A 23,800-nucleotide genomic window follows, 5' to 3' on the forward strand; every position below is an offset into this window, starting at 1 on the left:
AGCGCGGCCCATAATCGCCCGCCTGTGCAGTGATGGCCGTGAGCCCGCAATGACTATGAATCCAGAACTGTCCGCCGCCGTCGACGAACCTGTTGCCGCGCCGCGCAAGAGTCGCAAGAACAACCCGGAGAAAACCCGGGAGAACATTCTTCAGGAAGCCATCGTCGAGTTCGTCCAGCAAGGCCTGGCCGGTGCCCGGGTCGACGCCATCGCCGAGCGCATCCACACTTCAAAGCGCATGATCTACTACTACTTCGGCAGCAAGGAACAGTTGTATATCGAGGTGCTGGAAAAACTCTACGGCGATATCCGCAACACCGAGAGCCGCCTGCACCTGGCGGAGCTGGCGCCGGTCGACGCGATCCGGCGCCTGGTGGAGTTCACATTCGACCACCATGACCGAAACGTGGATTTCGTGCGCATCGTCTGCATCGAGAACATCCACAACGCCGAGTACGTCAAGCAATCAGGGGCGATCAAGGCGATGACCAACACGATCCTCGATGCCCTGGATGTGATTTTGCGACGGGGGGTCGAGGCCGGTGTTTTTCGCGCCGGCCTCAAGCCGTTGGACGTGCATTTGCTGATCAGTTCGTTCTGCTTCTATCGCGTGTCCAACCGCCAGACGTTCGGCGAGATTTTCCAGATCGATTTGTCGGATGAGGCGATCAAGCAGCGGCATCGCGAGATGGTCTGCGAGTCGGTGTTGCGCTACCTGCAGGCCTGAACACAGCTCAAGCCTCTGTGGGAGCGGGCTTGCTCGCGAAAGGGCCTGGACAGTCGCCATAGAGGTTGACTGTCAGATCGCATTCGCGAGCAAGCCCGCTCCCACAGGGGAATGTTTCAAATTCAGTGATTCATGTGCTGGAAATGCTCCAGCATCCGTTGCACATCCGGTGCTATGCCGCTGAACAGTTCGAATGCCTTCACCGCCTGGAACACCGCCATGTGGCCGCCGTCCAGGGTATGGCAGCCCAAGGCCCGGGCATTGCGCAGCAGTTCGGTTTCCAGTGGGAAATAAACGATCTCGGCGACCCATAACTCGCCCCGCAGCAATTCGACCGGCACTGGCATGCCGGGCAGCTTGGCCATGCCCATGGGGGTGGTGTTCACCAGGCCGTCCGCCTCGGCCATGGCGCTGGCCAGATCATGCCCGGCCCGGGCGCGGCCGGCCCCGAAATGCTGGTTCAGGTTATTCGCCAACGCTTCGGCACGGCTGACCTCGACATCAAAGATGCTCAGTGTCTGGACGTTTTCTCCCAACAATGCGTGGGCAACGGCCGCGCCAGCACCACCGGCGCCCATCTGGACCACGTGCCTGCGCGAAACATCGCTCAGCCCACGGCGAAAGCCTTCGGCGAACCCCAGGCAGTCGGTGTTATGACCGACGCGTTTGCCATTCTTGAGTACGACGGTATTGACCGCACCGATGCCACGGGCTTCGGGGGACAGTTCATCCAGCAGCGGGATAATGGCCTGCTTGCAGGGGAAGGTGATGTTCAGGCCGGTGAAGCTCATGCGCTCGGCGGCCTTCAGTAAGTCGGGCAGGGCGCTGCTGTCGAGTTTCAACGTATCGAGGTCGATCAAGCGATAGAGGTAGCGCATGCCCTGGGCATCGCCTTCGTGTTCATGAAGGGCAGGCGTTCGGGACGCCTGGATGCCCGCACCGATCAGGCCGGCAAGCACAGTGGTTTTCGGCATGCTCATCAACCCTTCAACCGCTGACTGAAATGTTCAAGGGCCAGGCGATAACCATGGCTGCCAAAGCCACACATGACGCCGATGGCGATAGAGGAGACGAAGGAGTGATGGCGAAACGTCTCGCGCGCATGGACGTTCGACAGGTGGACTTCGATCACCGGCACTTCGCTCGCCACCAGCGCATCGCGGATCGCCACCGATGTGTGGGTCCAGGCCGCCGGGTTGATGACGATCCCGGCACACCGGCCACGGGCGCCGTGAATCCAGTCGATCAACTCGCTTTCCTGGTTGGTCTGGCGAAATTCCACCGCCAGGCCGAGTTCTTCAGCGGCGCGACCGCACAGCGCCGAGATGTCCGCCAGGGTTTCATGACCGTAGGTCGCTGGCTCGCGGGTGCCGAGCAGGTTCAGGTTCGGGCCGTTGAGCACCAGAACGATTGGAGGCATTGCCGTTTCTCCACAATTTTATTGTTGGTTTCGGCTGGTTCCAGCCGGTGGAGATAAATTGTACTAGATGGTTAATTTTTTCAAACAAAGCCGACAGCGGTGGGTAATAAGTGTTCGATGATCGAACAGCTCGTCACTAAAGAGGCAAGAAGGGCGATTGCGGCGGGACAGCACAGTAGTGGCGAGGGGATTTATCCCCGCTGGGCTGCGAAGCAGCCCTTGAGATTGGTATTGCCGGAGAATTTGCGAGTGCTGCGCACTCGAGCGGGGATAAATCCCCTCGCCACAGAGAAAACCTCCCCACAGATGAGGGGGCGCTGCCTGGAAGTGACTTACCGCCGAGTCAGCAACACCCCGGATTCCATGTGATGGGTCCAGGGGAATTGGTCGAACAACGCACAGCGCGTGATGCGGTGGGTGTCGTGCAGTTGCGCGATGTTGGCGGCGAGGGTTTCCGGATTGCAGGAAATGTACAGGATGTTGTCGAAACGCCGGGTCAGCTCGCAGGTGTCCGGATCCATGCCAGCGCGGGGCGGGTCGACGAAGACGCTGCCGAATGCGTAGCTTTTCAGATCGATACCGTGCAAACGGCGGAACGGACGGACTTCGTTCAGGGCTTCGGTCAGTTCTTCGGCCGACAGGCGCACCAGCGTCACGTTATCCACCGCGTTTTCACTGAGGTTGCTCAGCGCCGCGTTCACCGAAGTCTTGCTGATTTCGGTCGCCAGCACTTTGCGTACTCGGGTCGCCAGGGGCAGGGTGAAGTTGCCGTTGCCACAGTACAGCTCCAGCAGGTCATCGCTACGATCACCCAGCGCTTCGTAAGCCCAGTTGAGCATTTTCTGATTCACCGTGCCGTTGGGCTGGGTGAAGGCGCCTTCCGGCTGGCGGTAGCTGAAGGTACGGCCGCCGACCTCGAGTTTTTCCACCACGTAATCGTGGCCGATCACTTCGCGCTTGCCCTTGGAGCGGCCGATGATGTGCACGCCCAGGTCACTTGCCAGCTTCGAGGCGGCAGCGTGCCAGTGCTCATCCAGCGGGCGGTGATAACACAGGGTGATCATCGCATCGCCGGCCAGGGTGGTCAGGAATTCCACCTGGAACAGCTTGTGACTCAGCGGCGCGCTGGCCTGCCAGGCGGCCTTGAGCTGCGGCATCAACTGGTTGATGCGCAGGCTGGCGATGGGGAACTGCTCGATGAGAATCGGGGTGCGCTTGTCGTCCTGGGAAAACATCGCGTAATGCCGCTCGCCGGCCTCGCGCCACAGGCGGAATTCGGCCCGCAGGCGAAAGTGCTCCAGTGGCGAGTCGAAGACGTCAGGCTGTGGTGCATCGAACGGAGCCAAGAGGTCGCGCAAGCGTGCGACCTTGTCCTGGAGCTGGGCGGCGTAGGCCTGGGAATCGAAAGTCATGCGTTGAACCAACCCAACTTGATCACGAACAGAATCGACAGGATGACCAGCGCCGGGTTCAGCTCACGGCCACGACCGGACACCAGTTTGATGGCGGTCCAGGCGATGAAGCCGAAGGCGATGCCATTGGCGATGGAATAAGTGAACGGCATCGCCAGGGCGGTGATCACGACCGGGGCGGCGACGGTGATGTCGTCCCAGTCGATTTCCGCCAGGCCCGAGGTCATCAGCACGGCGACGAACAGCAGGGCCGGCGCGGTGGCGAAGGCCGGGACGCTGGCGGCCAGTGGCGAGAAGAACAACGCCAGCAGGAACAGGATCGCCACGACGATGGCCGTCAGGCCGGTGCGGCCGCCAGCGCTGACGCCCGCCGCCGATTCGATGTAGCTGGTGGTGGTGGACGTGCCCAGCAGCGAGCCGGCCATGGCAGCGGTGCTGTCGGCGATCAGCGCACGGCCCATCTTCGGCATGTGCCCGTCCTTGCCCATCAGCCCGGCGCGTTTGGCGACGCCGATCAGGGTGCCGGAGTTGTCGAACAGGTCAACGAACAGGAAGGCGAAGATCACGCTCACCAGACCGATGTCCAGGGCGCCCTTGATGTCCAACTGCAGGAAGGTCGGGGCCAGGGACGGTGGCGTCGAAAGAATGCCGCCGAACGGGGTGAAGCCCATCAGGATCGACACGACGGTGACCGCCAGGATGCCGATCAGCACCGCGCCGCGCACTTTTAGTGCTTCCAGGGCAACGATCAGGACGAAGCCGAGGGTCGCGAGGATCGGCGCCGGTTGTTTCAAGTCACCGAGGCCGACCATGGTCGCCGGGTTTTTCACCACGATGCCGGCGTTATTCAGGGCAATCAGCGCCAGGAACAGGCCGATACCGGCGGCGATGGCCGAGCGCAGGGGCAGCGGGATGCTGTTGATGATCCACTCACGGATACGAAAGATCGACAGCAGGAAGAACAGCACGGCGGACACGAACACCGCCCCCAGCGCCACTTGCCAGGTATGGCCCATGTGCAGGACCACGGTGTAGGTGAAGAAGGCGTTCAGGCCCATGCCCGGTGCGAGTGCGATCGGGTAGTTGGCGATCAGGCCCATCACCGTGGAGCCGATGGCCGCCGCCAGGCAGGTGGCGACGAACACCGCGCCCTTGTCCATGCCGGTTTCGCCGAGAATGCTCGGGTTGACGAACAAAATGTAGGCCATGGCCAGGAACGTCGTGACGCCCGCCAGGATCTCGGTCCGCACGTTGGTGTTGTGTGCCTTGAGTTGAAACAGCCTTTCCAGCATGTCTGCTCCCCGTGGCGCGCCGGGCGCCGTGAATGTATCGACCTCAACAGCAAAGCACAGCGCGCCAGCGGCGCCCGGGAATTTACTGTGGGTCGGAAAAAGCCGCGCATCATACCAGTAGCATGGCGTTGTGGCTGCGATCGTCGCCGATGTTTTGCCCAGGCAACAACTGGGCCATACTGCGCGCGGTCATGGGAGGTCTTTATGCAGTGCAGGAAAAAAACGCTGGCGGCTGTCGTGGGCTGGATACTGGGCCTTTGCTTGCCCGGGCAGGCTGCGAATGCCGCGTCAGCCGCACCCTTGAGCGAGGTCAAGGTGCTCAAGGTCGAGTCGCCGGCCTGTGGCTTCGAAGACATTGTCCAAGGGCAGTCCCAGACCCGTTGTGACCACAGTGGCCCGAATATCAAGGTCTACGTACTGGAAGTCGGCTACGGCCGCGAGCCCCACGTCACGCTGGACGGATTCGAGGTCGATGGCACCCGCTCGCCGGTCTGTGCGTACAGCAACGGCAATCTCAACGACTGCTCCACCCAGACCCGGGTGGTCGGCTATCTGTACATCTTCGACCTGAAAGGCAAGCAGGAGGGCACCTTCAGCTTCAGCAACGTCTCGATCAATGCTCCGGGCAATCGTATGTCGACCCAGTTGTATATCAAGTAAGCCGCGCAACCGGCAGGACGCGATCCGGCAAACCTGTCTAGGCTTTCAGAAGTCATGCAGCGGAGAGTCACCATGATTCCTGGAACCAAGATTGCCCGAGTCCTGATTACCGTCGCCGAAGGGGTCGACGACCTGCAAGCCGTCACCCTGATCGATGTGCTGCGTCGGGCCCAGGTCGAAGTGGTCGTGGCGAGCATCGAAGGACGGCGCATGCTCACCTGTGCCCGCGGCACCCGGTTGACCGCCGATGGCATGCTGGTGGATGTGCTGGTGCAGGATTTCGACCTCATCGTCCTGCCCGGCGGCATCATCGGCGCCCAGCACCTGGCGGCTCATCAGCCGTTGCAGCAATTGATCAAGGATCAGGCCGCCGCGGGTCGCTACTTCGCTGCCATTGGCGAAGCCCCTGCGCTGGCGTTGCAAGCCTTCGGCGTACTGCGCCAGCGACGCATGACCTGCCTGCCCGCGGTGAGTCAGCAACTCTCCGGCTGCACCTTCGTCGACCAGCCGGTGGTGGTGGATGGCAACTGCATCACCGCCCAAGGCTCGGCCGCCGCCCTGGCATTCGCCCTGACGCTGGTGGAGCAACTCAGCGGCAAGGGGGTGAGGGCTGTGGTGGCGGCGGAGTTGCTGGCCTGACAGCGATCAGGCGTGCTGGAGGAACGGTTCGATATAGGGTTGTTCGCGCTGTTCGGCTTGCCACAAGTCATAGTCTGTCTGGACGCCCAGCCAAACCCTGGCCTTGCCAATCCCGGCACGCTCAAGGCGCACCGCCAGATCAGGGCTGATTGGCGCATGGCCGTGCAGTACCCGCGAAAGGTGAGGCCGGGCGAAGCCAAGGTGTCGTGCCAGCTCCGTGACTGTGATGCCTAATTCAGGCAACACGTCCATCAGCAGCGTTTCGCCAGGGTGTGGCGGATTGTGCATGGGCATGTTCCAGCCTCCTGATCAGTGGTAATCCAGATAATCGACCAGTTCGATATCGGATCCGATGAAGCGAAAAAATAACTCGCCAGTTGCCCGAAACGCTCAGTGACCAGTATTCGGTGAGTTCCCCTCTGAGTGGATGCAGTCGCCACCCAGGGATATCCAAGTCGTTCGGGACCTGCGCCCTGTCCATGAACTGGAGTATGCGAGCCAGGCGTTTTCATGGTCAGCCCGGATGCCACGGGTCGAACCCGTTTCATAAAAGATCCTGAGGCCTTTGTGCTGGAAGGATTTAATCATGGAATTGAGTGTAAGGCGATACATTACACCTGGTGCGGTATCTATATACCGCTCGCGCCCGACAGATTTGTGCGTTCTGCGCTTGGTAGGGCTTTTTCACATGCGCCGCATTTACCTTGAACGCTCTCCCTCACCCTGAAGTCGTACCCCTTATGACGGCGGTTTCCCAAAACGCCGCGTGTACGACCAACCGTGAGGTGTTCCATGAGCGCGACCCTGTCCGAAGCGACGCCGGTGTCCTTCGTCCGCCATCCTATTCGCCTGACGCTCAACGGGCAGTTGCGTGAGTTGCAGGTACTGCCCTGGACCACGTTGCTGGATTTGTTGCGCGAGCAGTTGGATCTGGTGGGCACTAAGAAAGGCTGTGACCACGGTCAATGCGGGGCCTGCACGGTGCTGCGCGACGGCAAGCGGATCAACGCCTGCCTGACCCTGGCGGTGATGTGCGACGGTGCCCAACTGACCACTGTTGAAGGCCTGGCTGACGGCGACCGACTGCACCCCATGCAGCAGGCGTTCATCAAGCATGACGCTTTCCAATGCGGCTATTGCACGCCGGGGCAGCTCTGTTCGGCGGTAGCACTGGCCCACGAGGGCAGGGCGCAGACCCGTGAGCAAATCAGCGAACTGATGAGCGGCAACCTGTGCCGGTGCGGCGCCTATAACAACATCCGTGACGCCATCGAAGAAGCCTTGCCGCTCTGCCGACAGCCAGAGCAGGGAGGTGACCAGTGAATCCCTTTCAATACAGTAAGCCCGACTCCGTGCAGGCGGCCATCGACCTGTCCAGTCCGACGTCACGCTTCATTGCCGGTGGCACGAACCTGCTGGACCTGATGAAAGAAAACCTCACCCGCCCCGCACACCTGATCGACATCACTGGACTGCCCCTGGCGGATCTCAGCGAAACCCCGTCCGGCGGGGTGATGATCGGTGCCCTTGTGAGCAATGCCGACCTGGCCTGGCACCCCTGGATCGAGCGCCGTTATCCGCTGTTGTCCCAAGCCATCCTGGCGGGCGCTTCGCCGCAGTTGCGCAACATGGCCAGCACCGGCGGCAACTTGCTGCAACGTACCCGCTGTTACTACTTCTACGATGCCAGCGTGCCGTGCAACAAACGTCGGCCCGGCAGCGGCTGCCCGGCCCGGGACGGATTGAACCGGATCCACGCGATTTTCGGTGCCAGCGAACACTGTGTCGCGACCCATCCCTCTGACATGTGCGTCGCCCTCGCTGCCCTTGAGGCCGTGGTCCATGTCCTGGGCCGGGGCGGGGCGCGGACCATCGAGTTTGCCGATTTCCATCGTCTGCCTGGCGACGCGCCGGAGCGGGACAATCAACTGGCCGATGACGAACTGGTGACGGCCATCGAGTTGCCCGCTGCCGGTTTTGCCGACCACAGCCATTACCTGAAAATCCGGGATCGGGCGTCGTACGCCTTTGCACTGGTTTCGGTGGCGGTGGCGCTGGAACTGGATGGACCGACGATCCGTGAGGCGCGCCTGGTCCTGGGGGGCGTGGCCCACAAGCCCTGGCGCGACCGGGCGGTGGAAAGCTGGTTGAGTGGCCGGACCGTCAGCCGCGAGACGTTCACGGCCGCCGCCGATGCGCTGTTGCAGAACGCCGAGCCGTTGGCACACAACGGCTTCAAGGTCCGTCTGGCGCGCCGGGCGATCGTCCGGGCCTTGAGCGATGCCGCATTGGCGGGAGGGAATGCCTGATGAACATTGCAAAATCCATAGGACAACCGCTGGATCGGGTCGATGGTCTGCTCAAGGTGACAGGCCAGGCCCGTTATGCCGCTGAATACCCTGCAGATGGCCTATTGCATGGCAGTGTCGTGTCGGCACCTATTGCCTGTGGCCGTGTGTTGCGCATCGACGCGGCCAAGGCGTTGGCGTTGCCCGGCGTGGTCGCGGTGATCGATCACACCAACCGTCCCAGGATCGCCAGCTACGACGACCCCTACCAGGACGCCGATGCCGCAGAAGGTTCGCCGTTCCGGCCGCTGTACAACGACCAGATTCTCTACAACGGGCAGCCGCTGGCCCTGGTGATTGCGCAAAACCTCGAGTTGGCCCGCTATGCCGGTTCGCTCATTGAAATCGAATACGAAGCTCAGGACCATCAGACGGATCTGGCTATCCTGCAAAACGAAGCCCATCCGGCACCGGCCGAATTGCCCAAGCCTCGTGGAAATTTTCAGGGCGAGTACGCCAGTTCAGCGATCAGCGTGGATGTGTCCTACAGCACGCCGGTGGAGCATCACAACCCGATGGAACCTCATGGGTCCACGGTGTTGTATCAAGCGGACGGTAGCCTGCACATCCACGACAAGACCCAGGGCACGCAGAACTGCCAGGCCTATGTGCAAAAAGTCTTCGGGCTCGAGCAGGATCAGGTGCGCGTGTTCGCCGCCTTCGTCGGTGGCGCCTTCGGTTCTGGCCTGCGGCCTCAATACCAGTTGCCCCTGGCGGTGATGGCCGCGCTGGCCCTCAAGCGGTCCGTGCGGGTCAGCCTGACGCGTCAACAGATGTTCACCTTTGGCTATCGGCCGCGGACGTTCCAGCGCGTGCAGTTAGGCGCGGCGGCCAATGGGCGCTTGCTGGCGGTGGCGCACTCCGCCACTGGCCAGACGTCGCGCTTCGAAGATTTCACCGAGCATGTGGTGGAGTGGAGCGGCATGCTTTATCACTGCGACAACGTGCAGTTGACTTACAAACTGGTGCCGTTGGACGTCTATACGCCCCTGGACATGCGGGCTCCTGGCGCCGCCCTGGGCTTGATCGGCCTGGAGTGCGCCATGGATGAACTGGCCTGTGCACTGGCGATCGATCCGATCCAATTGCGCTTGATCAACTACGCCGAGCGCAACGAGAACGAAGGCAAGCCGTATTCCAGCAAGGCGCTGCGAGAGTGTTATGCCGAAGGTGCCCAGCGCTTCGGCTGGGACAAGCGCAACCCTGAACCGCGCAGTATGCGCTCAGGTCGGCAATTGGTCGGTTGGGGGATGGCGGGGGGCGTCTGGGAAGCCATGCAACAGAAGGCCAGCGCCCGTGCATCGCTGGATGCCAACGGTAAGCTGACGGTCAGCAGCGCCACCACGGACATCGGTACCGGCACCTATACGGTCATGACTCAGATTGCCGCCGGGACGTGCGGGGTTTCCCTGGACGACGTCACGTTTGTCCTGGGCGACTCTTCACTGCCGACTGCGCCATTGCAGGGTGGCTCATTCACCGTTTCATCGGTGGGCACTGCCGTGCAGCAAGCCTGTGAGGCGCTGAACGAGAAGCTGCTGGCCGTGGCCCGGCAGACCTGCCCGGCCTTCGCGGGTGCGACCCAGGAGCAAGTGACCTTCGCAGACGGCCAACTGTGGTCAGGCGATGAAAGCGTACCGCTGGCGCACTTGGCGCAAAGCAGTGGCGAGACGCCGTTGCAGGCTGAAGTGAATGCCGGGCCGGACAAAAAACGCGAGGCCTATGCCACGGCCACACATTCAGCCGTATTCGTCGAAGTGTTGGTGGACGAAGACCTGGGAACCGTGAAGGTCAACCGGGTGGTCAGCGCGATTGCCGCTGGAAAGGTCATCAACCCGAAAACCGCCCGCAGCCAGATCCTCGGTGGCGTGGTCTGGGGCATTGGCATGGCTTTGCACGAAGAGACTCTGACTGACCACGCCCTGGGTCGGCACATGAACCACAACCTGGCCGAATACCATCTGCCGGTCAACGCCGATATCGGCGACATTGAGGTGGTTTTCGTCGAGGAAGATGACGAGATCGTTAACGCCCTGGGCTCCAAGGGCGTCGGTGAAATCGGCATCGTGGGGGTGGCGGCCGCCGTGGCGAATGCGATCTATCACGCCACTGGCAAGCGGGTGCGGGACTTTCCCGTCACCCTCGACAAACTGCTTTAGTCCTTCACTGCTACCGGCTCGTGCATGCGGTCGCGGTTGGCCAGGGTCGGGAAGAGTTTGATCCAGGCCCCGGTCACCAGCAGCGTGCCCACACCGCCCATGACCACTGCCGGCACTGTGCCGAACCAGTGGGCGGTCAGGCCGGATTCGAATTCGCCCAATTGGTTCGAGGCACCGATGAACAGGCCGTTCACCGCGCTGACCCGGCCGCGCATTTCATCCGGGGTTTCCAGTTGCACGAAGGACGCGCGGATCACCATGCTGATCATGTCCGCCGCGCCCAGCACCACCAGCACCGCCAGGGAAAACCAGAAGGAGGTGGAAAGGCCGAACGCAATGGTGGCGACGCCGAACACCCCCACGGCAGTGAACATCACCCGGCCCACGTTGCGCTCCACGGCGAAACGTGCCAGCCACAACGACATCAGCAAGGCGCCCACCGCTGGGGCCGAACGCAACAGGCCCAGTCCCCAGGGGCCGGTGAGCAGGATGTCCTTGGCGAATACCGGCAACAGCGCCGTCGCCCCGCCCAGCAGCACTGCGAACAGGTCCAGGGAAATGGCCCCGAGGATGTCCGGGCGGCTGCGAATGAAGCGGATCCCGGCCAGCAGCGAATCAAGGGTGGCCTTGCCTTTGTTCAGCGGGGTCTGGCGGGCGGGCAAATTGAGCATCAGGCAACAGGCGATGAGGTAGAGCGCCACGGTCGGTCCATAGACCCAGACGCTGCCGAAGGCATAGAGCAGGCCGCCGAGGGCTGGGGCGACGATGGTGGCCGATTGCTGGGCCGACTGCGCGGCGGCCACGGCCCGGGGGAACAATTCGGCAGGCACGATGCTGGGCAACAACGCCTGGGTGGTGGGCATTTCGAAAGAGCGAGCGGCACCCAGCAGGAACGCCAGGATGAAGATCATCTCGCGGGTGACTTGGTCGGTGGCGCTGCCGATGACCAGCGCCAGGGCGATCATCGCCTGCAACGACTGACAGATTGCCGCAACCTTGCGCCGGTCATAGCGGTCGGCAACGTGGCCGGTGTGGAGCATGAACAACACCCGCGGTGCGAACTCCACCAACCCCACGAGGCCCAGGTCCAGGACATTGCCGGTCAACTGGTAGAGGTTCCAGCCGATGGCGACGGTGAGCATCTGGAAGCCGCTGGCGGTAAAGATCCGGGCCAGCCAGAAGGCGATGAAAGGGCGGTGGTGACGGAGCAGCAACGGCGCTTGGCTGGGCATCTATGATGGGTCCGGTGGAGAGGGCATCGAGATTATCACCGAGCTGCTATGAGAGGTACGATCACTGGAAAAATAGTTAGCCAAACATCGATATTGAGTGTGCCGCATACCTGTGGCGAGGGGATTCAGCGAAACGTTGCACCGCGCCGCTGGGCTGCGAAGCGGCCCCCTGGGTTTGGCAGTGAAACTGCAGCGGCGAGTGCTGCGCACTCGAACGGGGATAAATCCCCTCGCCACAGAGATTGCGCTGGCCTTAGTCCCTGCACATCGCACTGAGACAACCTGTCACGCGGCAAAAGACCACGCCGTTCATCGGCGGGAATGCGACTACTCTTTGATCAAAGCTTGATCCAGATCAACACCGCGTCAAGGTGTCGGGCTGGTCAGACACCTGCGTTGTGGGGTTTTAAAAAGAACGATTTGAAATGCATCGCACTCCATATCCGTGGGGGTCGTGATGCAGGCCCCGCCCGCAGCCGGTTTTACCTGACAGAGGAAGACTTATGTTCGGTTTGGAGGCGCTCGATCTCGCCCGGATCCAGTTCGCATTCACCATTTCGTTCCACATCCTGTTCCCGGCCATCACCATCGGCCTGGCGAGTTACCTGGCGGTGCTCGAAGGCCTGTGGCTCAAGACCCGCGATGACACCTACCGCGACCTGTACCACTTCTGGTCGAAGATCTTTGCCGTCAACTTCGGCATGGGCGTGGTATCCGGACTGGTCATGGCTTATCAATTCGGCACCAACTGGAGCCGGTTCTCGGATTTCGCCGGTGCGATCACCGGGCCACTGCTGACCTACGAAGTGCTCACGGCGTTCTTTCTCGAAGCGGGCTTCCTGGGCGTGATGCTGTTTGGATGGAATCGTGTCGGCCGCGGCCTGCACTTCTTTTCCACGGTCATGGTGGCGATCGGTACGTTGATCTCGACCTTCTGGATCCTGTCTTCCAACAGCTGGATGCAGACCCCGCAGGGCTATGAAATCGTTGATGGCCGGGTCATACCGGTGGACTGGCTGGCGGTGGTGTTCAACCCGTCGTTTCCTTATCGCCTGTTGCACATGTCCACGGCGGCGTTCGTCGCCACGGCATTTTTCGTTGGCTCCTCGGCGGCCTGGCATTTGCTGCGCGGCCGCGATAACCCGGCCATTCGCCGCATGTTGTCGATGGCGATGTGGATGGCCCTGATCGTAGCGCCGATTCAGGCAGTGATCGGCGACTTCCATGGTCTGAATACCCTCAAGCATCAACCGGCGAAAATTGCCGCGATCGAAGGGCACTGGGAAAACGTTGGCAATGAGCCGACCCCGCTGATCCTGTTCGGGCTGCCGGACATGAAGGCTGAAAAGACCCGCTTCGCGGTGGAAATTCCCTACCTGGGTAGCTTGATCCTGACCCATAGCCTGGACAAGCAGGTGCCGGCCCTCAAGGAATTCCCGCCTGAGGATCGACCGAATTCAACCATCGTGTTCTGGTCGTTCCGGGTCATGGTGGGACTTGGGCTGCTGATGATTTTCACCGGTCTGTGCAGCTTGTGGCTGCGTCGCAACGACCGGATCTTCCAGTCCCGTCCGTTCCTGCACCTGGTGTTGTGGATGGGGCCATCCGGGTTGATCGCGATCCTGGCCGGCTGGTTCACCACCGAAATCGGCCGCCAGCCATGGGTGGTCTATGGCTTGATGCGCACGGCCGATGCTTCGTCCGGTCACAGTTTCGCCCAGATGAGCATCACCCTGGTGTTGTTCGTGGTGGTGTATTTCGCACTGTTCGGTGCCGGCCTGAGCTACATGATGCGCCTGGTACGCAAGGGGCCGGTGGCCCACGAAGCCGAGCCGACCGATGGCGGCCCGGGCCAGAAACGCACCCCGGCCCGTCCGTTGTCGGCCGCCAACGAAGGCGACGACGAAGCCGACCACAACGACCGCTCGAACAAGGGGAATTGAGTCATGGGTATTGATCTTCCGCTGATCTGGGCCGTGGTCATCATCTTCGGCATCATGATGTACGTGATCATGGACGGCTTCGACCTGGGGATCGGCATTCTCTTCCCCTTCATCAAGGGCGAGCGCGACCGCGACGTGATGATGAACACCGTGGCCCCGGTCTGGGACGGTAACGAAACCTGGCTGGTGCTGGGCGGCGCGGGTCTGTTCGGTGCGTTTCCGCTGGCCTATTCGGTGGTGCTCTCGGCGCTTTACCTACCGTTGATCCTGATGCTCATCGGCCTGATCTTCCGTGGCGTGGCCTTCGAGTTCCGCTTCAAGGCCAAGGCCGAGAAGCGGCACCTCTGGGACAAGGCTTTCATCGGCGGCTCACTGGCGGCCACGTTCTTCCAGGGTGTGGCGCTGGGGGCGTTCATCGATGGCTTCGAGGTGGTCAATCGTCAATACGCGGGCGGCTCCCTCGACTGGTTCACCCCGTTCACGGTGTTTTGTGGCTTGGCGTTGATCGCGGCCTATGCCTTGCTCGGCTGCACCTGGCTGATCATGAAAACCGAAGGCAAGCTGCAAGAACAGATGCACGACCTTGCGCGGCCGCTGGCGTTCGTGGTGCTGGCGGTGATCGGTATCGTCAGCATCTGGACGCCGCTGGCCCACGCCGACATCGCGGCCCGCTGGTTCACCCTGCCGAACCTGTTCTGGTTCCTGCCAGTGCCGATCCTGGTGCTGGTGACCATGTACGGGCTGTTCCGCGCCGTGGCCCGCAATGCCAACTACACACCGTTCATCCTGACCCTCGTGCTGATCTTCCTCGGCTACAGCGGCCTGGGCATCAGTTTGTGGCCGAACATCGTGCCGCCGTCCATTTCGATCTGGGATGCGTCGTCACCGCCTCAGAGCCAGGGCTTCATGCTGGTGGGCACGTTGTTCATCATTCCGTTGATCCTGGTGTACACCTTCTGGAGCTACTACGTGTTCCGGGGCAAGGTGACCCACGACGACGGTTACCATTGACCGACCTGCGGGGGGCCGAGAATGGCCAAGCCAGACTTGAAAGACATCGAGGCCGCCGAAAAAAAGCCGCTCTGGCAGCGGCTTGGCTGGCTCGCGGGCATCTGGGCGGGCAGTGTGCTGGCGCTGTTTATCGTCGCCAGCCTGATGCGCATGTTCATGAACGCCGCGGGCCTGACCACTCATTGATTTCCCTGGGGAAGCAAGACCTGTAGGAGCAAGGCTTGCCCGCGATGTAGACAACGCGCGCAAGCTTTGCTTCCACGGGGAAAGATTTACTTGCGGGCTTTGAGAATCACGAATTTCGGGGTCGCGGCGACTTGCTCGACACCCCGGAACAGCCGCGCCAGTTTGCTGTGATAGCCCAGGTGCCGGTTGCCGACGATGTACAGCGCGCCGCCAACCACCAGTGCCTCGCGCGCCTGTTGAAACATCCGCCAGGCCAGGAAATCACCCACCACCTGCTGTTGGTGGAAGGGCGGGTTGCACAGCACCACGTCCAGTGACTGAGGCGGTTGCCCGGCCAGCCCATCGCCGGCTCGGACCACCACCTCGCGCTCGCCCAGGGCGGCTCGCCAGTTCTCGGCCGCTGATTGCACGGCCATGAAGGATTCGTCCACCAAGGTGTAGCGGGCCTCGGGGTTATGCAGGGCGCTGGCAATTGCCAGCACGCCGTTGCCGCAGCCCAGGTCCGCAACCCGGGCCGTTCCCAGGTTTTTTGGCAGATGGGGCAGGAAGGCCCGGGTGCCGATGTCCAATCCCTCGCGGCAGAACACGTTGGCATGATTGAGCAGTTCGATCTGCGGCTCGTCCAGTCGGTAGCGGGTAGGGTAGGGCGATACTGCCGGTTCCCTGGCGACAGGCGTGGCGATCAGCAGGCGTGCTTTTTTCACCGCCAGGGAGGCCTGCACCGGGCCAATGTAGCGTTCCAACAGATCGCCCGCCGCCCGAGGCAGGTGTTTGACCATGGCCCCTGCAATCACCTGAGCCCCTGGCGCCAACTGGCCTTGCAGGCGAATCAGTTGCTCTTCCAGCAGGGCGAGGGTTTTAGGCACTTTGATCAAGACCCTGTCGAAGGGTCCGGTCAGCGGCTCGCTGGCCGGCAAGGTCGGCACCGCATCGAAGGGGCGACCGTTGCGCACCAGGTTCTTTTCCAGTGCCTGCAAAGCCAGGAACGAGTCGCTGCTGCTGATGACCTCAACGTGACCGGCCAGGCTGGCGCCCAGGGCGCCGAATCCGTCATTAAGAATCAGGACCCGGGTATCCGTGGTCGGCTGTTGTTCGGCCAGGTAGGCGAGCAGGTATTCATCGGCCGCGTCGAAGGCTTGCAGCGGTTCGTTCTGCTGTTCTGGCTGGCGGATAAGGTCGAGCTGGGCGAAAGGGCTGTCAAGCAAGGGCATGGCTGGGGACTCTGGCAATCGACGGATGTCCCGCTGCCCTGAGGCAGGCATTTGCAGCGGGACCGCCTGAATGAACAGCGTCGCGTGCTAAGCGCGTCATCATTCAGTGGAACCGTGAATGTTACGTTTTTTCGCCGTGCAATACTCGTGGGTTTTCAGGGCCGACGGCGTAGGCCGCTATCAGATCACGTGAATGTGCGCCGCCTTGGCAACGGCTGAGATCTTGTTGTTGACGTTCAGTTTGCGCATGCAACTGCACACATGGAAATTCACCGTGCGTTCGGAAAGACAAAGGATTCTGCCCACCTCCGACGCGGTCTTCCCTTCGGCAGACCATTTGAGCACTTCGATCTCTCTGGGGGATAAGTGACATTTTTGTGTCATTTCGGTCGCGTCGAACATCTTCTTGCTCGCCAGTGCGTGCAAGCGCTGGCTGGCGAAAATGGCGTAGCCCAGATTCCCGTAATGCTCCTCTATATCGATGGGGCAGTCAGTCCGGGCGAGGCTGAACAGGCTGCAATAAATGCCTTGTTCGTCATGAATGGATTGGGTCCAGCCGTACCTGAGGCCTTGTCGGTTGAGTTCGTCCCATAACTTGGGTGTCTGGGCGAAGAGGGTTTCGTCCCAGATAATAGGAAGTGGCGATTGATTGCAGTGTGCTACTACAGGGTCGCTCGAAGCATACCCGTTCTGTTCATATAATCTGTCCCATCCATAAGGGTAATTATTCAGGTTCACCTTGTTGGTATGGTTGTTGGGGCTGCCGAGATAAGCGGCAAATGCACAAAATTCAAATCCTTGATTATTAAAGAAATTCAAGACCAGCCGAAAGGCTGTATGCAGGTCTTTTTCGCAGGATAACTTCCTCAACTGTAAGTCCTTCCACTTGTCCATCACAATCTCCTGGGTTGACGTTCAGCTGCGTGGATCCAATCTGTGGTGCGAAAGAATAGTGTAGGACTTTTCCTGATTTGTAGTTAGATTTTTTGATGTTGCTTGCAGCACGTTACATTGGATAAGCACTTGGAATGATTGTTACTGCTACAGCGGTCGTATTTTGTATAACTTCTGTATGAGTCTTAGGCGTGAATTATCGCGCCATGACTCAATGCCATTACTCTCTGTCGGTGGTTAGCGGGCTCACTTTGCGGGACACTGTGGTCACTTGTTCCCTGGAGTGGCTCATGACCGACAGCGCAGAGAAGTTCACCCGCCAGACCCTGCTGGAGGTGCGACCAGTAACGCCTCATCTGTTCACCTTGCGGACGTCTCGGGATCGCGGTTTCCGTTTCACGGCAGGTCAGTTCGCCCGGCTGGGGGTCGTCAAGGACGATGGAAGTACCGTCTGGCGCGCCTATTCCATGGTTTCTTCGCCGTTCGATGACTATCTCGAATTTTTCTCCATCGTCGTTCCGGACGGGGAGTTCACCAGCGAACTCAGCCGGCTGCAACCGGGCGACAGCCTGTTGGTGGAGCGTCAGGCCTTTGGCTATCTGACACTGGACCGTTTTGCGGACGGCAGGGATCTGTGGCTATTGTCCACCGGGACGGGAGTGGCGCCGTTCCTTTCGATTCTCCAGGATTTCGAGGTATGGGAGAGGTTCGAGCGGATTGTCCTGGTGTATAGCGTCCGCGAAGCACGGGAGCTGGCGTATCAGGACCTGATCGATGGTCTGGCCCGACGTGATTACCTGGCCGAGCATGCGCACAAGCTTCGTTTCATCGCGACGGTTACCCGTGAGCAGCATCCTGGCGCGCTCAATGGGCGCATCACCACGCTGATTGAAAACGGCGAGCTGGAGCGGGCGGCTGGCATCACGCTGGTGCCGGAGCATTCGCGGGTCATGCTGTGTGGCAATCCGCAAATGATCGATGACACGCGCAAGCTGCTCAAGGCCCGCGGCCTGCAATTGAGTCTTACCCGCCGACCGGGCCAGGTAGCCGTGGAAAACTACTGGTAGGAAAAGGGCGTCGCAAGACGCCGTATTCGACGCGAATCGATCAATGCCTTTCGTTCTGGGCCTTGAGCAGGTCGCGGATTTCGGTCAGCAACTGTTCTTCTTTGGTCGGCACCGGCGGTGCGCTGGGCGCCACGGCCTCTTCGCGCTTGAGACGGTTGATGACCTTGACGCCCAGGAAAATGGCGAAGGCTACAATCAGGAAGTCCACCGTGGTCTGAATGAACTTGCCGTAGGCCAGCACCACCGCCGGAGTATCGCCTTGGGCGGCCTTGAGTGTGATAGCCAGGTCGCTGAAATCCACTCCGCCGATCAGCAGGCCGATGGGCGGCATCACCACATCGCCGACAAATGAAGAGACAATTTTTCCGAACGCAGCCCCGATGATGATCCCGACGGCCATGTCGACGACATTGCCTTTGACCGCGAAGGCCTTGAATTCGCTTAGCACGCCCATGAGTAATTCCTTGTGACCGATGAGATTGAGTGGCAGTGTAATTCAGCCAGGCGCGCCCCGCTCGAAACGCCCGCTTACAAAACACCTCATTATCGACCCGAGCGCTCTCTAAAAGTTTACAAAGTGCCATCAATCGCGCGTGCTACACGCATTCCAGCTCACTCACCAATAACGTTTTTTCTATCAAGGCGGTATGGCATTTCTATTTAGGTTTTGCTTTTTCGGGCACTAGCCTCTGAAAAGCGCACATGGATGCGCTCTATAACATCAGAGGAAAAATCCGATGAATACTTCCCTTGGCGGCGGAACGCTTTCGCCCCGTCGCGCCCTTTTCGCACTTACCGCTGGCCTGTTGTCCTTCTCTGTCAATGCTGCCACCCTGACCCGGGATAACGGGGCCGCGGTTGGCGATAACCAGAACTCGCAGACGGCAGGTCCCAACGGTCCGACCCTGCTGCAAGACGTGCAATTGATCCAGAAGCTCCAGCGCTTCGACCGTGAACGCATTCCCGAGCGTGTGGTACATGCCCGTGGCACTGGCGCCCATGGCACTTTCACGGTGTCCAACGACCTCAGTGATCTGACCAAGGCGAAGGTCTTCGCGGCAGGCCAGACCACGCCGGTGTTCGTTCGCTTTTCGGCCGTGGTGCATGGCAATCATTCTCCGGAAACCCTGCGCGATCCTCGTGGCTTCGCTACCAAGTTCTACACGGCAGACGGTAACTGGGACTTGGTGGGGAATAACTTCCCGACCTTTTTTATTCGCGATGCCATCAAGTTTCCCGATATGGTCCACGCGTTCAAGCCCGACCCTCGGACCAACCTGGATGATGACGCTCGTCGATTCGACTTCTTCTCCCATGTGCCAGAGGCGACGCGAACCCTGACCGAGCTGTATTCAAACTCCGGTACTCCGGCCAGTTATCGCGAAATGGACGGTAATGGCGTACATGCTTACAAACTGGTGAATGCCAAGGGTGACGTGCATTACGTCAAGTTTCACTGGAAAAGTTTGCAGGGGCTGAAAAACCTCGATCCGAAAGAAGTGGTGAAAGTTCAGGGGCAAGATTACAGCCATATGACCAATGATTTGGTCAGTCATATTAATAAGGGGGACTTTCCGAAGTGGGACCTCTACGTTCAGGTTCTCAAGCCGGAAGAGTTGTCCCGGTTCGACTTCGACCCGCTGGACGCGACCAAGATCTGGCCGGGTGTGCCTGAGCGCAAGGTCGGACAGATGGTTTTGAACCGTAACCCGGCCAACGTCTTCCAGGAAACCGAACAAGTGGCAATGGCGCCGGCCAACCTGGTGCCTGGCATCGAGCCTTCCGAGGATCGCCTGTTGCAGGGGCGTGTGTTCTCTTATGCCGACACGCAGATGTACCGGGTAGGCGCCAATGCATTGCAGTTGCCGATCAACGCGCCCAAGGTCGCGGTGAACAACGGTAACCAGGACGGCGCGATGAATCTCGGCAGCACCAGCACCGGCGTCAACTATCAACCCAGCCGCCTGATGCCTCGTGACGAGCAGCCTTCGGCGCGCTACAGCCAGACCGCGCTGACCGGCAGCACCCAGCAGGCGAAGATCCAGCGTGAGCAAAACTTCAAGCAGGCCGGTGACCTCTATCGCTCGTTCAACCAGAAAGAGCGCAATGACCTGATCGAAAGCTTCGGTGGGTCGCTGGCGACTGCCGATGATGAGAGCAAGCACATCATCCTGTCGTTCCTCTACAAGGCCGATCCTGAGTACGGTACCGGCGTGGCTCGTGTTGCCAAGGGTGATCTGGCGCGGGTCAAGGCGTTGGCGGAAAAGCTGACCGACTGACCCACCGGCGGAAGGGGTAGACCCTGTGGGAGCGAGCCTGCTCGCGATGCGGTGGATCAGTCAGCGACGATGTCGGCTGATAGCCCGCTATCGCGAGTAGGCCCGCTCCTCCATGGGCTTTGGTGATCTTGGGATGGGTGTACACCACCGATTCCCTGTGAGTGCACCTCATAAGGAGATGTCATGAAGGCTAGATTTCTAGTGCCGATAGTTGCGATCTGGTCGACGGTCGCGCTCGCCGACCAGCCAGTACCTGCCGACCCGGCTGCCGTACAGGAACAACTGCATAACTATTATTTCGACGCCGCCCGCCGGGGCGATGTGGAGATGCTCGATACCTTCATCGAGGCGGGTTATTCGCTCGACACCCAGGATGAAAAAGGCTACACCGCGCTGATTCTGGCGGCTTATCACGGCCAGGGACCGGCGGTCGAGCGGCTACTGGCCGCCGGGGCAAATGCCTGTGCCCAGGATAAGCGCGGTAACACGGCGCTGATGGGGGCGATTTTCAAGGGTGAAGTGCAGATTGCTCGTCGTTTGATGTCCACCGATTGCAGTCCCGACCAGCGCAACGCTGCCGGGCAGACCGCTGCGATGTACGCCGGCCTGTTCAAGCGTGCCGAGCTGCTCGACGCCTTGAAGGCCAAGGGCGCCGACCTGCAAGCGACGGACCCGCTGGGCAATACCGCGGCGGATCTGGCCAAGGGTGAAATCAGAATGCCGGCCCCTCGTTGACCTCTGCCTGGGCTATCATCGCGGTTTTTCCCGGGGGTTCAGATGGCCAAGGCAAAGCGCATGTACGGCTGCACCGAGTGCGGCTCGACCTTTCCCAAATGGGCCGGCCAGTGCAGTGAATGCGGCGCCTGGAACACCCTGACCGAGACCATGGTGGAAAGCGGCGGAGCGGCGGCACCCACCGGTCGTACCGGGTGGGCCGGCCAGCAGGCGCAGATCAAGACCCTGGCCGAAGTCAGCGTCGAGGAAATCCCGCGTTTCTCCACCGCGTCCGGTGAGCTGGACCGCGTATTGGGTGGCGGCCTGGTGGACGGTTCGGTGGTGTTGATCGGCGGGGATCCGGGCATTGGCAAATCCACCATCCTGTTGCAAACCTTGTGCAACATCGCCACCCGGATGCCGGCGCTGTACGTCACGGGCGAGGAATCCCAGCAACAGGTCGCCATGCGCGCCCGGCGCCTGGGATTGCCCCAGGATCAACTGCGGGTCATGACCGAGACTTGCATCGAAACCATCATCGCCACGGCCCGCCTGGAAAAGCCCAAAGTGATGGTGATCGACTCGATCCAGACGATTTTCACCGAGCAACTGCAATCGGCACCGGGCGGCGTTTCCCAAGTGCGTGAAAGCGCGGCGCTGCTGGTGCGTTATGCCAAGCAGAGTGGCACGGCGATTTTCCTGGTGGGCCACGTCACCAAGGAAGGCGCGTTGGCGGGCCCGCGAGTACTGGAGCACATGGTGGACACCGTGTTGTATTTCGAGGGTGAGTCCGATGGTCGCCTGCGTTTATTGCGGGCGGTGAAGAACCGCTTCGGCGCGGTCAACGAACTGGGGGTGTTCGGCATGACCGACAGGGGGCTGAAGGAAGTCTCCAACCCTTCGGCGATTTTTCTGACTCGTGCCCAGGAAGAAGTGCCGGGCAGTGTGGTCATGGCCACGTGGGAAGGTACCCGTCCAATGCTGGTGGAGGTGCAGGCGCTGGTGGATGACAGTCACCTGGCGAACCCGCGCCGCGTCACCCTGGGGCTGGATCAGAACCGACTCGCCATGTTGCTGGCTGTCCTGCATCGGCACGGGGGGATCCCGACCCACGACCAGGACGTTTTCCTCAACGTAGTGGGCGGTGTGAAAGTACTGGAAACCGCTTCCGACCTGGCGCTGATGGCGGCGGTGATGTCCAGCCTGCGCAATCGACCGCTACCCCATGACCTGCTGGTGTTCGGTGAAGTGGGGCTGTCGGGCGAAGTGCGGCCGGTGCCCAGTGGTCAGGAGCGACTCAAGGAAGCAGCCAAACACGGCTTCAAGCGGGCGATCGTGCCCAAGGGCAACGCACCGAAGGAAGCGCCACAGGGGTTGCAGATCATTGCCGTGACACGCCTGGAGCAGGCGCTGGATGCGCTGTTCGAATGATACCCGCGCCGTGGAAAGACCTGTGGGAGCAAGCCTGCTCCCACATGGTTGCCGATCAAATCCGGATCAACGCCGCAAACTCCCGCTCCAGCTCCTCCTGATCGCCGAGGTTTAACTCCACGAACCGGCGCAGATAGGAAATGGAGTCCAGATCGATATGCTCACAGACGAAACCCAAATGGCCGTGGTCGTCGTGGGTGAGCCGGACTTCCATTTTTACCTCGACGTCCTTGCCCAGGTGGATATCGGCTTCGAAGGTTTTCTCGGGATCACCCAGCCAGGGCTCGGGTTTTTTGATCAGCAGACCTTTGAGAGACAGGTCCAGTAGCTCCACTGGCCATTTGTAAGGCTCCTGGATCAGTTCGGTCCTGGCATGGAATTCGATTCGTACAAAGCGGCGGCGATCGCTCATTACGCTTTTCCCTCTGGAGATCCATTGACTATAGACCCCAACTGGCAGGGCATCGCCATCTTTCGTCCGCTGGCAGACGAATGTCGAGTATGGTCTTTGTCCGGGTTAGCGCTAAACTCCAGTGGCTGTCTTTCTTGTCCTCTCTGGCTGGAATATAAAAATGACAAACAATAATAGCCTGCTGCGCCATATTCCCTGGCTACTGCTGGCCGTCGTGGGAGCGTGTGCCCTGGGCGTCGTTGCCTTGCGCCGCGGCGAGGCGATCAACGCCCTCTGGATCGTCGTCGCAGCCGTCGCGATCTACCTGGTCGCTTACCGCTACTACAGCCTTTTCATCGCCAACAACGTGATGCAACTCGATGCGCGCCGGGCCACGCCTGCCGTGCTCAACAACGATGGCCTGGACTACGTCCCGACCAACAAACACATCCTCTTCGGTCACCACTTCGCCGCCATCGCCGGCGCCGGGCCGCTGGTCGGGCCGGTCCTGGCCGCGCAGATGGGCTATTTGCCCGGCACGCTCTGGCTGATCGCCGGCGTGGTGCTGGCAGGGGCCGTGCAGGACTTCATGGTCCTGTTCCTCTCCACCCGCCGCAACGGTCGCTCCCTGGGCGACATGGTGCGCGAGGAAATGGGCCGCATCCCCGGCACCATCGCGCTGTTCGGCTGCTTCCTGATCATGATCATCATCCTCGCGGTGCTGGCGCTGATCGTGGTCAAGGCCCTGGCCGAGAGCCCCTGGGGTATCTTCACGGTGATGGCA

The 23,800-nt window shown here is 60.8% G+C and carries 24 protein-coding genes and 1 pseudogene; 14 read left to right on the forward strand and 11 right to left on the reverse strand.

Annotated features, from left to right (window positions below; all coding sequences use genetic code 11):
* The first annotated feature begins 49 nt into the window (after window positions 1-49).
* Window positions 50-727 carry a TetR/AcrR family transcriptional regulator gene (locus EGM97_RS24005; RefSeq protein ID WP_238962553.1) on the forward strand — a complete coding sequence of 226 codons (678 nt, stop codon included), beginning with the start codon at window positions 50-52 and terminating at the stop codon, window positions 725-727.
* Between the two features lie 122 nt (window positions 728-849).
* Here the strand turns inward: EGM97_RS24005 and EGM97_RS24010 are convergent, their stop codons facing one another.
* The 4 genes from EGM97_RS24010 to EGM97_RS24025 all read right to left on the reverse strand — a co-directional run bounded on the left by EGM97_RS24010 (window position 850) and on the right by EGM97_RS24025 (window position 4,851).
* Entirely contained in the window at window positions 850-1,707 is an 858-nt protein-coding gene (locus EGM97_RS24010; protein WP_238962552.1) for a shikimate dehydrogenase, read from the reverse strand.
* Entirely contained in the window at window positions 1,707-2,147 is a 441-nt protein-coding gene (aroQ, locus tag EGM97_RS24015; protein ID WP_238962551.1) for a type II 3-dehydroquinate dehydratase, read from the reverse strand. The genes EGM97_RS24010 and aroQ overlap by 1 nt, the downstream gene beginning before the upstream one ends.
* A 332-nt stretch (window positions 2,148-2,479) precedes the next feature.
* Window positions 2,480-3,559 (reverse strand): tRNA (uridine(54)-C5)-methyltransferase TrmA, encoded by a 1,080-nt coding sequence (gene trmA, locus EGM97_RS24020; protein ID WP_238962550.1) that lies wholly within the window; start codon window positions 3,557-3,559, stop codon window positions 2,480-2,482.
* Window positions 3,556-4,851 (reverse strand): NCS2 family permease, encoded by a 1,296-nt coding sequence (locus tag EGM97_RS24025; RefSeq protein WP_238962549.1) that lies wholly within the window; start codon window positions 4,849-4,851, stop codon window positions 3,556-3,558. Before EGM97_RS24025 ends, trmA begins: the two co-directional genes overlap by 4 nt.
* 204 nt (window positions 4,852-5,055) lie before the next feature.
* On the opposite strand from EGM97_RS24025, the gene EGM97_RS24030 reads away from it, so the two are divergent.
* Both EGM97_RS24030 and EGM97_RS24035 read left to right on the forward strand, forming a co-directional pair.
* Window positions 5,056-5,511 (forward strand): DUF4879 domain-containing protein, encoded by a 456-nt coding sequence (locus EGM97_RS24030; RefSeq protein ID WP_238962548.1) that lies wholly within the window; start codon window positions 5,056-5,058, stop codon window positions 5,509-5,511.
* Between the two features lie 72 nt (window positions 5,512-5,583).
* Window positions 5,584-6,150 carry a DJ-1 family glyoxalase III gene (locus tag EGM97_RS24035; protein ID WP_238962547.1) on the forward strand — a complete coding sequence of 189 codons (567 nt, stop codon included), beginning with the start codon at window positions 5,584-5,586 and terminating at the stop codon, window positions 6,148-6,150.
* A gap of 6 nt (window positions 6,151-6,156) precedes the next feature.
* Here the strand turns inward: EGM97_RS24035 and EGM97_RS24040 are convergent, their stop codons facing one another.
* Both EGM97_RS24040 and EGM97_RS24045 read right to left on the reverse strand, forming a co-directional pair.
* On the reverse strand, window positions 6,157-6,444 hold the full coding sequence (locus EGM97_RS24040) for a HigA family addiction module antitoxin (RefSeq protein WP_238962546.1): 288 nt from the start codon (window positions 6,442-6,444) through the stop codon (window positions 6,157-6,159).
* A gap of 15 nt (window positions 6,445-6,459) precedes the next feature.
* Window positions 6,460-6,738: pseudogene (locus EGM97_RS24045) on the reverse strand (type II toxin-antitoxin system RelE/ParE family toxin).
* A gap of 204 nt (window positions 6,739-6,942) precedes the next feature.
* Between EGM97_RS24045 and EGM97_RS24050 the strand changes: the two are divergent.
* From EGM97_RS24050 to EGM97_RS24060, 3 genes are read left to right on the forward strand one after another with little or no spacing between them, the layout of a single operon-like run.
* Window positions 6,943-7,473, forward strand: a complete 531-nt coding sequence (locus EGM97_RS24050) for a (2Fe-2S)-binding protein (RefSeq protein WP_238962545.1) — start codon at window positions 6,943-6,945, stop codon at window positions 7,471-7,473.
* Window positions 7,470-8,459, forward strand: coding sequence for an FAD binding domain-containing protein (locus EGM97_RS24055; protein ID WP_238962544.1), 990 nt, complete (start codon window positions 7,470-7,472; stop codon window positions 8,457-8,459). The genes EGM97_RS24050 and EGM97_RS24055 overlap by 4 nt, the downstream gene beginning before the upstream one ends.
* Window positions 8,459-10,657 (forward strand): xanthine dehydrogenase family protein molybdopterin-binding subunit, encoded by a 2,199-nt coding sequence (locus EGM97_RS24060; RefSeq protein WP_238962543.1) that lies wholly within the window; start codon window positions 8,459-8,461, stop codon window positions 10,655-10,657. Before EGM97_RS24055 ends, EGM97_RS24060 begins: the two co-directional genes overlap by 1 nt.
* Here EGM97_RS24060 and EGM97_RS24065 read toward each other — a convergent pair.
* Window positions 10,654-11,889 (reverse strand): MFS transporter, encoded by a 1,236-nt coding sequence (locus tag EGM97_RS24065; RefSeq protein WP_238962542.1) that lies wholly within the window; start codon window positions 11,887-11,889, stop codon window positions 10,654-10,656. The genes EGM97_RS24060 and EGM97_RS24065 overlap by 4 nt on opposite strands.
* A 503-nt stretch (window positions 11,890-12,392) precedes the next feature.
* Between EGM97_RS24065 and EGM97_RS24070 the strand changes: the two genes are divergently transcribed.
* The 3 genes from EGM97_RS24070 to EGM97_RS24080 are packed head-to-tail and all read left to right on the forward strand — an operon-like array spanning window position 12,393 to window position 15,029.
* A complete protein-coding gene (locus tag EGM97_RS24070; RefSeq protein WP_238962541.1) occupies window positions 12,393-13,832 on the forward strand; it encodes a cytochrome ubiquinol oxidase subunit I in 1,440 nt (479 codons plus the stop codon).
* A 3-nt stretch (window positions 13,833-13,835) separates the two neighbouring features.
* Window positions 13,836-14,843, forward strand: coding sequence for a cytochrome d ubiquinol oxidase subunit II (gene cydB / locus EGM97_RS24075; protein ID WP_238962540.1), 1,008 nt, complete (start codon window positions 13,836-13,838; stop codon window positions 14,841-14,843).
* A 21-nt stretch (window positions 14,844-14,864) separates the two neighbouring features.
* Window positions 14,865-15,029 carry a DUF2474 domain-containing protein gene (locus EGM97_RS24080; protein WP_238962539.1) on the forward strand — a complete coding sequence of 55 codons (165 nt, stop codon included), beginning with the start codon at window positions 14,865-14,867 and terminating at the stop codon, window positions 15,027-15,029.
* An 86-nt stretch (window positions 15,030-15,115) separates the two neighbouring features.
* On the opposite strand, the gene EGM97_RS24085 is transcribed toward EGM97_RS24080, so the two are convergent.
* Both EGM97_RS24085 and EGM97_RS24090 read right to left on the reverse strand, forming a co-directional pair.
* The gene (locus EGM97_RS24085) at window positions 15,116-16,240 is read right to left on the reverse strand and encodes a methyltransferase (RefSeq protein ID WP_238962538.1); all 1,125 of its coding nucleotides are present in this window, start codon (window positions 16,238-16,240) and stop codon (window positions 15,116-15,118) included.
* 180 nt (window positions 16,241-16,420) lie between these two features.
* Complete coding sequence (locus EGM97_RS24090) at window positions 16,421-17,134, reverse strand: autoinducer binding domain-containing protein (RefSeq protein WP_238962537.1); 714 nt, start codon at window positions 17,132-17,134, stop codon at window positions 16,421-16,423.
* 290 nt (window positions 17,135-17,424) lie between these two features.
* Here EGM97_RS24090 and EGM97_RS24095 point away from each other — a divergent pair, with 290 nt between their 5' ends.
* Window positions 17,425-18,201: a ferredoxin--NADP reductase gene (locus EGM97_RS24095; RefSeq protein ID WP_238962536.1), complete on the forward strand. Its 777-nt coding sequence runs from the start codon at window positions 17,425-17,427 to the stop codon at window positions 18,199-18,201.
* A 40-nt stretch (window positions 18,202-18,241) separates the two neighbouring features.
* Here the strand turns inward: EGM97_RS24095 and mscL are convergent, their stop codons facing one another.
* Complete coding sequence (gene mscL, locus EGM97_RS24100) at window positions 18,242-18,655, reverse strand: large-conductance mechanosensitive channel protein MscL (protein WP_238962535.1); 414 nt, start codon at window positions 18,653-18,655, stop codon at window positions 18,242-18,244.
* 283 nt (window positions 18,656-18,938) lie between these two features.
* Here mscL and EGM97_RS24105 point away from each other — a divergent pair, with 283 nt between their 5' ends.
* From EGM97_RS24105 to radA, 3 genes are all read left to right on the forward strand, one after another.
* Entirely contained in the window at window positions 18,939-20,480 is a 1,542-nt protein-coding gene (locus tag EGM97_RS24105; RefSeq protein WP_238962534.1) for a catalase, read from the forward strand.
* Between the two features lie 183 nt (window positions 20,481-20,663).
* Window positions 20,664-21,215, forward strand: coding sequence for an ankyrin repeat domain-containing protein (locus EGM97_RS24110; RefSeq protein ID WP_238962533.1), 552 nt, complete (start codon window positions 20,664-20,666; stop codon window positions 21,213-21,215).
* 42 nt (window positions 21,216-21,257) lie between these two features.
* A complete protein-coding gene (gene radA, locus EGM97_RS24115; protein WP_053151648.1) occupies window positions 21,258-22,625 on the forward strand; it encodes a DNA repair protein RadA in 1,368 nt (455 codons plus the stop codon).
* A gap of 55 nt (window positions 22,626-22,680) precedes the next feature.
* Here radA and EGM97_RS24120 read toward each other — a convergent pair whose 3' ends face one another.
* On the reverse strand, window positions 22,681-23,037 hold the full coding sequence (locus tag EGM97_RS24120; protein ID WP_238962532.1) for a PilZ domain-containing protein: 357 nt from the start codon (window positions 23,035-23,037) through the stop codon (window positions 22,681-22,683).
* A 160-nt stretch (window positions 23,038-23,197) separates the two neighbouring features.
* On the opposite strand from EGM97_RS24120, the gene EGM97_RS24125 reads away from it, so the two are divergent.
* On the forward strand, window positions 23,198-23,800 hold a 603-nt coding region (locus tag EGM97_RS24125; protein WP_477788866.1), incomplete at its 3' end, for a carbon starvation CstA family protein.

Origin of the sequence: Pseudomonas sp. AF32 (assembly GCF_022342325.2) — a bacterium.
Lineage (GTDB): Bacteria > Pseudomonadota > Gammaproteobacteria > Pseudomonadales > Pseudomonadaceae > Aquipseudomonas > Aquipseudomonas uvaldensis.

What these genes read in the sequence shown, in the direction of transcription:
- EGM97_RS24095 (WP_238962536.1), top strand. Translation starts at nt 17,425, where the DNA reads ATGACCGACAGCGCAGAGAAGTTCACCCGCCAGACCCTGCTGGAGGTG.
- EGM97_RS24060 (WP_238962543.1), top strand. Translation starts at nt 8,459, where the DNA reads ATGAACATTGCAAAATCCATAGGACAACCGCTGGATCGGGTCGATGGT.
- radA (WP_053151648.1), top strand. Translation starts at nt 21,258, where the DNA reads ATGGCCAAGGCAAAGCGCATGTACGGCTGCACCGAGTGCGGCTCGACC.
- EGM97_RS24110 (WP_238962533.1), top strand. Translation starts at nt 20,664, where the DNA reads ATGAAGGCTAGATTTCTAGTGCCGATAGTTGCGATCTGGTCGACGGTC.
- aroQ (WP_238962551.1), bottom strand. Translation starts at nt 2,147, where the DNA reads ATGCCTCCAATCGTTCTGGTGCTCAACGGCCCGAACCTGAACCTGCTC.
- EGM97_RS24070 (WP_238962541.1), top strand. Translation starts at nt 12,393, where the DNA reads ATGTTCGGTTTGGAGGCGCTCGATCTCGCCCGGATCCAGTTCGCATTC.
- EGM97_RS24025 (WP_238962549.1), bottom strand. Translation starts at nt 4,851, where the DNA reads ATGCTGGAAAGGCTGTTTCAACTCAAGGCACACAACACCAACGTGCGG.
- EGM97_RS24040 (WP_238962546.1), bottom strand. Translation starts at nt 6,444, where the DNA reads ATGCCCATGCACAATCCGCCACACCCTGGCGAAACGCTGCTGATGGAC.
- EGM97_RS24090 (WP_238962537.1), bottom strand. Translation starts at nt 17,134, where the DNA reads ATGGACAAGTGGAAGGACTTACAGTTGAGGAAGTTATCCTGCGAAAAA.
- EGM97_RS24035 (WP_238962547.1), top strand. Translation starts at nt 5,584, where the DNA reads ATGATTCCTGGAACCAAGATTGCCCGAGTCCTGATTACCGTCGCCGAA.
- EGM97_RS24105 (WP_238962534.1), top strand. Translation starts at nt 18,939, where the DNA reads ATGAATACTTCCCTTGGCGGCGGAACGCTTTCGCCCCGTCGCGCCCTT.
- EGM97_RS24120 (WP_238962532.1), bottom strand. Translation starts at nt 23,037, where the DNA reads ATGAGCGATCGCCGCCGCTTTGTACGAATCGAATTCCATGCCAGGACC.
- EGM97_RS24050 (WP_238962545.1), top strand. Translation starts at nt 6,943, where the DNA reads ATGAGCGCGACCCTGTCCGAAGCGACGCCGGTGTCCTTCGTCCGCCAT.
- EGM97_RS24005 (WP_238962553.1), top strand. Translation starts at nt 50, where the DNA reads ATGACTATGAATCCAGAACTGTCCGCCGCCGTCGACGAACCTGTTGCC.
- EGM97_RS24065 (WP_238962542.1), bottom strand. Translation starts at nt 11,889, where the DNA reads ATGCCCAGCCAAGCGCCGTTGCTGCTCCGTCACCACCGCCCTTTCATC.
- mscL (WP_238962535.1), bottom strand. Translation starts at nt 18,655, where the DNA reads ATGGGCGTGCTAAGCGAATTCAAGGCCTTCGCGGTCAAAGGCAATGTC.
- EGM97_RS24085 (WP_238962538.1), bottom strand. Translation starts at nt 16,240, where the DNA reads ATGCCCTTGCTTGACAGCCCTTTCGCCCAGCTCGACCTTATCCGCCAG.
- EGM97_RS24080 (WP_238962539.1), top strand. Translation starts at nt 14,865, where the DNA reads ATGGCCAAGCCAGACTTGAAAGACATCGAGGCCGCCGAAAAAAAGCCG.
- cydB (WP_238962540.1), top strand. Translation starts at nt 13,836, where the DNA reads ATGGGTATTGATCTTCCGCTGATCTGGGCCGTGGTCATCATCTTCGGC.
- EGM97_RS24030 (WP_238962548.1), top strand. Translation starts at nt 5,056, where the DNA reads ATGCAGTGCAGGAAAAAAACGCTGGCGGCTGTCGTGGGCTGGATACTG.
- trmA (WP_238962550.1), bottom strand. Translation starts at nt 3,559, where the DNA reads ATGACTTTCGATTCCCAGGCCTACGCCGCCCAGCTCCAGGACAAGGTC.
- EGM97_RS24010 (WP_238962552.1), bottom strand. Translation starts at nt 1,707, where the DNA reads ATGAGCATGCCGAAAACCACTGTGCTTGCCGGCCTGATCGGTGCGGGC.